This is a genomic window from Fictibacillus phosphorivorans (assembly GCF_007673525.1).
GTDB classification, from domain to species: Bacteria; Bacillota; Bacilli; order Bacillales; family Fictibacillaceae; genus Fictibacillus; species Fictibacillus phosphorivorans_C.
On sequence record NZ_VDZU01000001.1, the window covers coordinates 2,060,999 to 2,072,354 of the forward strand.

Annotated in this window: 11 protein-coding genes and 2 riboswitches; of the genes, 4 read left to right on the forward strand and 7 right to left on the reverse strand. The window is 38.8% G+C overall.

Annotated elements, in window-relative coordinates; all coding sequences use genetic code 11:
- Window positions 1-54 precede the first annotated feature (54 nt).
- Window positions 55-816, reverse strand: a complete 762-nt coding sequence (locus tag FS458_RS10325; RefSeq protein WP_144700287.1) for an SDR family NAD(P)-dependent oxidoreductase — start codon at window positions 814-816, stop codon at window positions 55-57.
- Between the two features lie 110 nt (window positions 817-926).
- On the opposite strand from FS458_RS10325, the gene FS458_RS10330 reads away from it, so the two are divergent.
- Entirely contained in the window at window positions 927-1,295 is a 369-nt protein-coding gene (locus FS458_RS10330) for a MerR family transcriptional regulator (RefSeq protein WP_144700289.1), read from the forward strand.
- Between the two features lie 16 nt (window positions 1,296-1,311).
- Window positions 1,312-2,376, forward strand: coding sequence for a P1 family peptidase (locus FS458_RS10335; protein WP_144703480.1), 1,065 nt, complete (start codon window positions 1,312-1,314; stop codon window positions 2,374-2,376).
- A 74-nt stretch (window positions 2,377-2,450) separates the two neighbouring features.
- On the opposite strand, the gene FS458_RS10340 is transcribed toward FS458_RS10335, so the two are convergent.
- The 6 genes from FS458_RS10340 to FS458_RS10365 all read right to left on the reverse strand — a co-directional run bounded on the left by FS458_RS10340 (window position 2,451) and on the right by FS458_RS10365 (window position 9,777).
- The gene (locus tag FS458_RS10340) at window positions 2,451-3,797 is read right to left on the reverse strand and encodes a GntP family permease (RefSeq protein WP_144700291.1); all 1,347 of its coding nucleotides are present in this window, start codon (window positions 3,795-3,797) and stop codon (window positions 2,451-2,453) included.
- A gap of 17 nt (window positions 3,798-3,814) precedes the next feature.
- Window positions 3,815-5,353 (reverse strand): gluconokinase, encoded by a 1,539-nt coding sequence (gntK, locus tag FS458_RS10345; protein ID WP_144703483.1) that lies wholly within the window; start codon window positions 5,351-5,353, stop codon window positions 3,815-3,817.
- A gap of 43 nt (window positions 5,354-5,396) precedes the next feature.
- Complete coding sequence (locus FS458_RS10350) at window positions 5,397-6,131, reverse strand: GntR family transcriptional regulator (RefSeq protein WP_391503395.1); 735 nt, start codon at window positions 6,129-6,131, stop codon at window positions 5,397-5,399.
- Between the two features lie 192 nt (window positions 6,132-6,323).
- A complete protein-coding gene (locus FS458_RS10355) occupies window positions 6,324-7,109 on the reverse strand; it encodes a polysaccharide deacetylase family protein (protein WP_144700292.1) in 786 nt (261 codons plus the stop codon).
- Window positions 7,110-7,301: 192 nt separating this feature from the next.
- On the reverse strand, window positions 7,302-8,615 hold the full coding sequence (locus tag FS458_RS10360) for a homocysteine synthase (protein ID WP_144700294.1): 1,314 nt from the start codon (window positions 8,613-8,615) through the stop codon (window positions 7,302-7,304).
- Between the two features lie 115 nt (window positions 8,616-8,730).
- Window positions 8,731-8,835: riboswitch (SAM riboswitch) on the reverse strand.
- Between the two features lie 42 nt (window positions 8,836-8,877).
- On the reverse strand, window positions 8,878-9,777 hold the full coding sequence (locus FS458_RS10365) for a sulfite exporter TauE/SafE family protein (RefSeq protein WP_144700296.1): 900 nt from the start codon (window positions 9,775-9,777) through the stop codon (window positions 8,878-8,880).
- A 213-nt stretch (window positions 9,778-9,990) separates the two neighbouring features.
- A riboswitch (SAM riboswitch) is annotated at window positions 9,991-10,096 on the forward strand.
- 298 nt (window positions 10,097-10,394) lie between these two features.
- Between FS458_RS10365 and FS458_RS10370 the strand changes: the two genes are divergently transcribed.
- Entirely contained in the window at window positions 10,395-10,538 is a 144-nt protein-coding gene (locus tag FS458_RS10370; protein ID WP_260858557.1) for a YezD family protein, read from the forward strand.
- A 94-nt stretch (window positions 10,539-10,632) separates the two neighbouring features.
- Window positions 10,633-11,340: a phosphoadenylyl-sulfate reductase gene (locus FS458_RS10375; RefSeq protein WP_260858558.1), complete on the forward strand. Its 708-nt coding sequence runs from the start codon at window positions 10,633-10,635 to the stop codon at window positions 11,338-11,340.
- The last annotated feature ends 16 nt before the right edge of the window (window positions 11,341-11,356 follow it).

Below are 11,356 nucleotides of genomic sequence, written 5' to 3' on the forward strand. Positions count from 1 at the left end.
AGGAGACTTCTTAAACTTCTTGATTCAGTCTATCATAATTCAGAGGTGATACGACTATTTTCTTTGTCTCGATACATAAGGATAGATCGGGTCTTTTAAGTGAAATTCATAGGTCTCACCATCAACGATACCAACTACTTTCTCACTATCGTATAAATTCAGTAAGAATTCAGCCATCTCTTTACTTGTATGAAATTTTGGAACAGTTCCTTCATACTGAAAGTCTTCGAGATCCATGGATCGCTTCGCAAATTCTGTCTCAGTAGCAGCTGGAGCCAATACTTTTGCTTGCATGGCTTGTCCTGTACTTTTTAATTCCTGTGCAAGTCCTTCAGTAAAGGCACTCACATAAAATTTGGATGCACAATACGTTACAGCGTCTGCAACAATCGTGTAGCCTCCGCCAGATGATATGTTGATTAGCTGTGTTCCTTCCACATTGGCATAATCTCTAACAAAAAGTGAAGAAAGAACGGTTAATGCTTCAATATTTAAGTGAAGCATCGTTTCAATCTTATCTAAATTTTGCTCTCCGACAGAAGCAAAATTCCCAAAACCAGCATTATTGATCCATGTTTCAATCTCATATTTCTTAAGACTTTCGTAGAAATCATGCACATTCGATATAATTGAAAGATCAACGGTTCGAACAACAACATCCAGTTTTGGATATTGAGAAAGGACGTTTGATTTCAGCTGCTCAAGTTCCTCAGTTCTCCGCGCTGCAATTATTAAATTCTTACCTCTAGCAGCAAATGCAAGTGCTGTTTCATATCCGATTCCAGAGCTCGCTCCCGTAATCACTGTGTATTTCATAAAAATCACTCCTTATATTTTTTTCACTTGGTGATTGTTCTTGTGTTTTATTATACTGATTAGAGTAAACTCTAAGTCAAGGAACTAGATAACTGTTGGGGTGATTTAACATGTATACTATCGGAGAAGTTGCTAAACTTCTTAACGTAACAACACATACACTGCGATTTTATGAAAAAGAAAAGATCATCACACCAGAACGAACAGAACATGGAGATCGACGATATTCAGAATCTCATCTTCAATGGCTTCGTTTTGTTATTAAACTAAAAGAAACGAAAATGCCGCTTGTCCAGATTCAAGAATATGCTTCGTTATTCTTACAAGGGGATCGAACCACTCAAAAAAGATTGGGTTTGTTAAAAAATCATCAGGAACATGTTCAAAATCAGATACACGTTTTAAATGAAATTGATGATATGTTGCGTAAAAAGATATCAGCTTATGAAGAATATCTTCAAAAACGAGATTTCAGCTAAGCATAGAGAGGTGCTAATATTGCAAGAGAAAAGAATTCGAGATTTTGGTGTGAAGATCGGGAAACTTGAGACAGGAATAAACAACTCGATTACAGATGTAGAAGGTGTTTCAGTAGGGCATGTGACATTAAGCGAAGGAAATTGTCAAACTGGAGTTACAGCAATCATTCCTCATGAAGGAAATACATTTAGGGAGAAACTTATTGCTTCCAGCCATGTGATTAACGGATTCGGAAAAACGATGGGAACCATCCAGATGAAAGAGCTAGGCGTATTAGAAACTCCTATCATTCTAACGAACACTTTAGGTATCGGTATAGCAGCAGATGCTGTCATTCAATATATGTTAGAACGAAACCCTGAGATCGGCAGAACAACTGGAACGGTAAATCCTATCGTTGGTGAATGCAATGACATGTTATTAAATGATGTAAGAGCACAGTTTATAAAGAAACATCATGTAATAGAAGCACTACAAAATGCCGGGAAGAATGTGTTAGAAGGCAGTGTTGGAGCTGGGACAGGTATGCTATGTTATTCGTTAAAAGGTGGCATTGGAACCGCTTCTAGGTGTTTTTCAATCGACCAAAAGATGTATACGATTGGAGTACTTGTTTTATCAAACTTTGGGATATTAAGCGACTTGCAAATAAACGGGAGAGCACTAGGACAAGAACTAAAGGAAGCTTTACTAAAATCGTGGGAAGAAAAAGACAAAGGTTCTGTAATGATTATTGTTGCAACTGATCTTCCGGTTTCCGAAAGACAGCTGAACAGAATCATTAAAAGGTCAGTAGTCGGGTTATCGAGAACAGGTTCATTTATTACTCACGGAAGTGGGGAAGTGGTCATCGGTTTTTCAACTGCAACAAAGATTCCTCATTTTAAACCAAAGCATATCACTAGCATTCCGACAATACATGAAGAAGATTTAAATCTAGCGTTTAGAGCTATTGGGGAAGCGACAGAAGAAGCCGTGTTAAACTCACTTGTAACTGCATCACATGTAAAAGGAAGAGACGGAAATGAACGGCCAGCGTTTAAAGATCTTTTAGAAGAATTTAATATTCAGCTAGCGTAATCCTAATTCCTGTACATATAGGACTTCATAAAAAATCCCTATCGAGGCTAAGTCAATAGGGATTTCTCTATTTCTTATACAAACAAACTCAAAAGTAAGATAAAACCTAGTCCGGCAACTGAGATAATGGTTTCTAATAATGTCCAAGTTGCAAATGTTTCTTTCATACTCAAGCCAAAATATTCTTTGAACATCCAGAAACCAGCATCGTTCACGTGTGATGCTATTAAACTACCAGCACCTGTAGCAAGTACCACTAACGCAAGATTAACATCGGTCTGGCCAAGTAAAGGAATAACTAGACCCGCTGTTGTTAAGGCAGCTACCGTTGCAGATCCTAACGAGATACGAAGAATGGCTGCGATAATCCATGCCAGTAAGATTGGAGAGAATGTTGTATCCTTAAACAATTCAGCTACATAATCACCAACCCCGCCGTTGATCAATACTTGTTTGAAGGCTCCGCCTCCACCGATGATTAGAAGCATCATTCCGATATGAGTGATAGCTGTTGTACATGAATCCATAACCGTTTTAATAGGTATATTTCTTGCTAATCCCATCGTATAAACCGCTACGAGTAAAGAGATCAACATGGAAGTTGAAGCGTCACCAACAAAGCGGATCACTTCAAATGTCTTCGAGTCCGCAATCCCCATCGTGTTTTGAACAAGTGTGATCACCGTTGCAATCGACATTAAAATGACGGGAAGCATAGCTGTAAACACCGAGATACCAAAAGAAGGTGTATCTTCTAGTTTGAATACTTTTTGTTCGCCTAATGAAGCAATATTTCCTGTTTTATTGAATGAGTCAGGAACAATCTTTTTTGCTAATTTCGTAAACACGGGTCCAGCCAGAATAACAGTTGGAATCGCAATGATAAAACCGTAAAGCAATACTTCACCAATATTAGCACCAAATTCTCCTGCAATTACCGTTGGACCTGGGTGAGGAGGTAAGAAACCATGTGTTACTGAAAGAGCTGCTACCATTGGAATTCCCAGATAAAGAATAGAAACGCGTAATTGTTTTGAAATGGCAAATACGATTGGAATTAATAAAACAAGACCTACTTCAAAGAATAGAGCGATACCAATAATGAATGAAGCTACAACAATCGCCCATTGAATTTTCTTTTCACCGAACTTCTCAATTAGTGTAATTGCAATTCGTTGAGCACCACCGGCATCAGCAATTAGTTTACCTAACATGGCACCTAGACCGAAGATTAGTGCCAAATGACCGAGTGTTCCGCCTAAACCTGCTTCAATCGATTTAACGATCTCTCCTAGTGGCATACCTAGTGCTAATGCAACACCAAATGATACGATGATTAAAGAAATAAATGTGTTTAACTTGAAATACATGATCAATAGTAACAATGCTAAAATTCCACAAGCTACGATAAATAATGGCATGATAGATCCCCCTAATATTAATTTTCTCTATGAATCAAGCTTCTTTGATATGTTGCAATACGTGAATAATCTTCTTCTAGTTTTCTAGATAGACTAATAAAGATGGGTAACAATTCTCTATACTCTTTGACCGCTTCTTGATTTGGAGTGTGGGTATGATTACTTCCAATCATGTCAGAAGCCGCTTCAAACGATTCTATTCTTCCTGTTGCATACAACCCTAGAATACATGCCCCTAAGCAAGAACTTTCGTAAACTTCTGGAACGGCTAACTCTGTATCAAAAATGTCTGACATCATCTGACGCCATGTTTCTGATCGAGCAAAGCCACCAGTCGCTTGAATTCTGCTAACAGGTTCATCCATACATTCGACCAACGCTAGATACACGGTATAAAGGTTATAGATCACACCTTCAAGGGCTGCTCTAATCATATGTTCTTTTTTATGAGACAACGTTAGACCGAAGAAAGATCCTCGAACATCTGAATTCCAAAGTGGAGCACGTTCACCAGCAAGGTAGGGATGAAACAATAAACCATCTGCTCCTGGTCGAACACGTTCTGCAATCTTTGTGAGTATTTCATATGGATCGATTCCTAATCGCTTTGCGGTTTCAAGTTCAGATGCCGCAAATTCATCCCGGATCCAGCGCAGGACAACACCGCCGTTGTTTACAGGTCCACCGATAACCCAATGATTCTCTGTTAATGCGTAGCAAAAAATTCTTCCTTTTTCATCCGTTTGCGGCTTATCAATAATGGTGCGAATAGCTCCGCTCGTACCAATGGTTACGGCTATTTCACCTTTACCAATCGCATCTACACCTAGGTTTGATAACACACCATCGCTTGCTCCAATGATAAATGGGGTTTTCGGATCAATTCCTATCTGTTTCGCTATGTCCAATTGACAATGATTAAAGATCGTTGTCGTTGGAACTAGGGTAGAGAGTTGGTCACGATTAATCCCAGAGACTCGTAATGCTTCTTCATCCCAATCCAAATTATTCAGATTCATCATCCCCATAGCTGATGCTAGCGAATGATCTACAACATATTCATTGAATAAGCGGTGGAATATGAACTCTTTTATTCCAATATACTTTTTAACTCTTGCTGCAATTTCAGGCTGATCATTTACGATCCAGGCGATTTTACTTAATGGACTCATCGGATGAATAGGAGTTCCTGTTCGCTTATAGATCTCATGTCCGTTATATTGCATTTTAATTTTTCTAGCCCATTCTTCACTCCGGTTATCTGCCCAGGTGATACAAGGAGTTAAAGGCTGATCATCTTCATCTATTGCAATCACACTATGCATTGCAGAACTAAAAGAAATGAAAGAGATAGCATTAGATGATACTGAAGATTTCTTTATTACATTTGTAAGGGTTTGCAAAACCGTCTGTAAAATTTCTTCTGGGTCTTGTACCGCTGTAGAAATATTAGGCGTATGAAGCGGGTACCCAATGTTTTCTTGTGAGAGAATTTCTCCGCTTTCATTAAACAAAACTACTTTTGTACTCGTAGTTCCGATGTCGACTCCTACCATATAGCTTTTTCTATGTTGTGTACCGTCGATATCCGTCATTGATCTACTCCTTTTCTTGCTCCCGTGCTTTCGATAACATTTGTTGTGACATCCATAAATCATCTACTTTTCCTTGAACATCATCAAAGTTTTGATGAAGCGATTGAATCATGATCTCTCTATTTTTAGAAGAAATCGCATCAATGTAGAGTTCATGGTTCTTCATGATTCGAGAAAGGTCATCGTATTTTTCGTTAAAATGCATGCGCATGGATAGTAAAATGAAGCTTTCCATAACAGGTTTTGTATTGTTCCAAATCATCGTGATGTAAGAATGATCAATTGAACGAATGATTGTTTCATGAAACAAGACATCTTGAAGAGCAAACTCGTCAGCATCTTTGTACTTTATTGCGATCTGCATCATTTCTAAGATTTTTGTAAGTTCTCTAACTACTGAAGTAGTATCGTTTTTTACGAGGCGTTCAAAAACAAACGTCTCAATAAGCAGGCGAACATCATATATTTCTTCTATTTCTTTTTCCGTTAAGCCGACCACAACTGCACCCATGCGCTCTAAACGTATTAAGTTTTCATTTGATAGAACTTTAAGTGCTTCTCGTATAGGAGAGCGGCTTACATGATATTCAGCTGCTAATTTATTTTCAGAAAGAGTGGTACCGCTTTCAATGAGTCCCGAGATAATCCTCATTCTCAGTTCACATGCGACACGTTCCCCGGTTGAAGCTTTAGAAAGCCACTTATCAGGATAAAGAAAATCATTAGAATCGTTCAACATAATAACCTCCTTTTGTAGAGCGAGTATACTTGTATACAAGTATTATAGTACAGTGATTATAAAATGCAAGCGCTTTTATTTTTGTTTAAAAACGAATATTTAGCATGAGTCCCGGATTAAAAGGGAGGAGTAGGGAAGTTAACATAATAAAGAAAAGAACAATCTAATAATCCGAATTGTTCTTTTCACTCTTTATTCAATTAGTAAGGGGACTTTTTCTTTATTCATTTCAGTTTCGTGAAACTCATTGTATCGCGGGTGCATTTTTAATAGTTCATCAACGGTTACAATCTCATAACCCATTTCTTTAAGCTTAGGAAGAATAATCTTTAATGCAGCAACAGTTTGACTGCGATTACCTCCAGAATCATGCAAAAGAATAATATCTCCATTTTTTAAATTCGTTAGGATGTGTCTGGCGATCCTTTGAGATCCTGGATTTGTCCAATCTCGGGGATCTTGATGCCAAGACCATAAGATAACCTTATATCCCTCTTTTTTTAAGACTTTTAAACTGTTCTCTGTAACGGTCCCACCTGGAGGACGAAACAATTTTATATAATCTGAATGATGAGCAGGATCTAGAAGGTGCTCAGTCTTTCTTGTTTCAACCACAACTTTATGCCTTGAAATCGTGTGGAAGCTAGGGTGATTATACGTATGGTTACCGATTTCATGTCCTTCTTTTAGCTCTCTTTTTACGATTTCTGGGTACTTCTCAACCCGCTTTCCAATAAGAAAGAATGTTGCATGTACACCTTCCTTTTTAAGAACATCTAAGATTTGAGAGGTATATATGGGGTCTGGTCCATCGTCAAATGTAATTGCAACTTGTTTCTTTTTTGAAGGAACTTCCCAGATCACATCTCCATACTTTTCAACTTTGAAACGATTTACAACACCAGCATCTACTTGAGGTCCAATAAACAGAATTTGAAATATAAGCACGGAAACAATCACACTTACAATGGTAGACATAATGAACCCTCATTCTAAAATTTGTTACCTGTAGTATTTGTAAGGAGAAACTTATTTATGACAAAGCTGTATTTGTATGTAAGGTTGACTAAAAGAGGGTTTCCGTTTAAGAAACTTGCTAACAGGAGAAGAGTCTTTGCACCAAAAAAAAGCTGTTCAAAGGATTCCTTTGAACAGCTTAAGCGTTGTAATCTACAATCCGCTTGGAGAAAGTGAGATCGCTTTTAGAGCATGATCTAAATCATAGATTAGATCATCTACTGTTTCAATTCCGATTGAAAGTCGGATTAGTTCTGGACTTACGCCTGATTTTCTTTGTTCTTCTTCAGATAGTTGTTGATGAGTGGTGCTAGCTGGATGGATGATCAATGATTTTGAATCTCCCACGTTTGCCAAGTGAGAGAAGATGCTAACATTTTCGATCAACTTTTTACCTTCTTCTACACCGCCTTTAACCCCGAATGTTAGTATCGCACCGGCGCCTTTAGGGAGGTATTTTTGGGCAAGTTCATAGTAAGGGCTGCTTGGAAGTCCTGCGTAGTTTACCCAATCAACAGATGGATGACTCTCTAAGAACTTGGCTACTTTCAGTGTGTTTTCAACATGTCGTTCTATACGCAGAGCGAGTGTTTCCAATCCTTGAATGAATAGAAAGGAGTTGAACGGCGCGATAGACGAACCCAGGTCTCGAAGCAGTTGAACCCGTGCTTTTAATATATAAGCAAGTGGACCAAATGCATCCGTATACACAATCCCTTTATAGCTTGGATCTGGTTCAGTCAAGCCAGGGAATTTCCCATTGCTCCAATCAAATTTTCCAGAATCTACGATAACACCACCGACTGAAGTACCATGTCCGCCGATGAACTTTGTTGCAGAATGGACGACAATATCTGCTCCATGTTCGATTGGACGACAAAGGTAAGGAGTAGCCAACGTATTATCTACAATAAGAGGAACTCCCGCGTCATGTGCGATGTCAGCGATCGCTTGAATATCTGCAACATCGATTTTCGGATTGCCGATGGTCTCGATGTATACGGCTTTTGTTTTTTCTGTAATAGCATCTTTAAACGATTGAAGATTATCAATCTCAGCGAATTGAGTCTGGATGCCGAGTTTAGGGAGAGTGACAGAGAATAGGTTATAAGTTCCACCATATAGAGAGGTAGAAGCGACGATTTCATCACCAGCGCCAGCAATATTGAATATAGCATTTGTAATGGCAGCCTGGCCGGATGCAAGAGCAAGTGCGCCAACACCGCCTTCAAGCTTTGCGATAGTCTGTTCAAAAGCATCTTGTGTTGGATTCATCAAACGCGTATATATGTTACCGAACTCTTTTAGAGCAAACAAGTTCGCTGCGTGCTCTGTTGAATTGAATTGATATGAAGTGGTCTGGTAGATGGGTACAGCTCGAGCTCCTGTTGTAGGATCTACTTTTTGACCTTCATGTAAAGAAATCGTTTCAAACCCATACTGTCTTTCAGCTTTTTGATCAGTCATATTCGAATCTCTCCTCAACGTTATTTTTTATATCCAATCGCATTCAGTTTCAACTTACCCCAGAAAAAAAGACCTCTTCCAAAAGAAGAGGTCCCGATGATTTCACCCGATCGAAGTCTCATCTTTCAGAACATAAATTGTTCTGCTGAAATTAGCACCATGCGTTTCCGCTGGTTGCCGGGCATCATAGGGTCAGTCCCTCAGCCTCTCTGGATAAGAAGATTTGAATATTGAATTAAGATTTATAATACATAGGTCCAAATCAATAGTCAACAGAATTTTTTAAAAATTTCGGATTTTTATTTTCTGGATTACTTTTTACCGCATAGATAATACCGACCGCCCAAAAAGCAACAAGAACAAAGTAGATTGAGAACAACATGTTATTTGATACACCAAGAGTATGAAGAAGAGTTCTCGTGTTGGTAATAATGATCAGTCCTCCTACCAATACCCCTAATATGTGAGATGGAATGAGACGAACTAGCCATGCAGCAATTGGAGCCGCAACCACGCCTCCTAACATTAATGCTCCTACCCATAACCATTCTACTTGTTCCCAACCGAGAGCGATGAAAAATCCGATTGATGCAGATACTGCTACAGCGAATTCGCTCGTATCCACAGAACCGATCACTTTTCTAGTTTTCATATCTTGTTTTGCTATAAGGACTGGAGTGGTGACTGGACCCCAGCCACCACCACCTGTAGCATCTAAAAATCCTGCTAATAATCCAAGTGGAATAAGTTGTTTTTTCGTAAAGGGTTTACCTTTCGCTGTTGCTTTCTTTTCTCCAAGTTTAAACAAAAAACGATATAAGATATAAATTCCAAGGATAATTAGAAAGATTGAGATATAAGGCTTTATTACATCTCCAGGCAGGTTGCTTAAAAAACAAGCCCCTACAAATGCTCCGATAGAACCCGGCAGAATTAAGCGAAGAACGACTTGCCGGTCAACATTTCCGAATTTAATGTGTGAAGCGCCGGATGCCGCAGTGGTTACGACTTCAGCAAGATGTACGGATGCAGATGCAGCTGCAGGAGCAATTCCGGCAACTAGGAGTAATGAAGTAGATGTAACGCCATAAGCCATCCCTAGTGAACCATCGATCAATTGTGCAACAAGACCAATTAAAGCCAATACGATTAACTTTTTCATATTCTTCCTCCTCAAAATAAAAAGGCCCTTAACAAGTGATGTTAAGAGCCTTCGGTTTACCGATCAGCGATACGGATTAAATTTTAATTTATACTATATGATTCTAAAACATAAAAAGTCAACTATTTGTTGAAATTTTTTGTAAAAATAGAAAAATGAAAAAATAGGTCTTGATATCCACTTCAGATATGTTATGATTTTATAAAATTTAAACTCTTATCCAGAGTGGTGAAGGGAACTGGCCCGATGAAACCCGGCAACCTGCGATTTGTAAGGTGCTAACTCCAGCAGAATGTATTTACATTTTGGAAGATAAGGTAATATGTTTACCTCCACTATCTTTCCGAAATGGGAAGGTTTTTTTTATTGTTGTTTTCATATTCATTGTTGCTTTTGAAAGAGTTGAATTCCGTTGCAGATACTCGCTTTCCGCGGGGCAGGCGGTGAGCCACATTCGTACGTTCGTATAAGTGTCTCATCTTCCCGCCTGTCCCACAGGAGTCTCGCATCTTCCACTCCAATCAAAAGTCAAAGAATAAATAGTAAGACTTACAAAACAACAATTTTTAGGAAAGAGCCTTTAAAAGATAATGAATGTTGTAAAGGGAGGCAGTGGAGTGGCAAACGAAAAGAGTGCAAGTGATTATCTTCCTCAGCTTGAGAAGATGCTGAGCAGTATTAAATTTGGTTCGATCACTTTAATCGTTCAAGATGGAAAAGTGATTCAGCTTGAAAAGAACGAGAAGGTAAGAATTAAATAGTTCGCTGACTAGAAAACTAGAGGCGGTTTTAACGATAGGGCTAAGCTCTAAAAACGTTAAAGCCGCTTTTTTTATGTTCAAAGGAGGTAGCGAATTGCTAACGTATGCAACTTGGAATGAGAAATTACCAGATTTTAATCATGATAATTCGACAAAAGGTGCTCTAGATGTGTTGGAGTGGGCTTATGGAACATACGGTGAAGACTTAGTCTACGCATGCAGTTTTGGTATAGAAGGCAGTGTTCTTGTTGATCTTGTTTCTCAAGTGAAGCCAGATGCACAGATCGTGTTTCTCAATACAAACCTGCATTTTCAAGAAACCTATGACGTAATTGAAGCTGCAAAGAAAAGGTATCCTTCACTTCGAATCAAGCTAAAGACACCAGCTCTCACTCTAGAGGAGCAAGCAAAAAAACACAGTGATGCTCTTTGGAACGTGGACTCTAATCTATGTTGCACGATCAGAAAGGTGATTCCTTTAGAAGAAGAGTTAAAAGGGGTAAAAGCTTGGCTCTCTGGTCTTCGTAAGGAGCAGTCAGTTGCTAGGAGCAATACCGAATTCGTCAACAGAGATGAACGGTTCAAAAGTATTAAGATTTGTCCGCTCATTCATTGGACGTGGAAAGATATTTGGAGGTATGCCCATAAGCATGACTTGCCGTATAACAAACTACATGACAATGGCTATCCAAGTATAGGCTGCGCCCCATGTACACAGGCAGCTATTAACGCAGATGATTTTCGTTCTGGGCGATGGTCAGGAACTGGAAAACTAGAATGCGGGCTTCATAAGAATAAATAGAGAATTATTAGGAGGA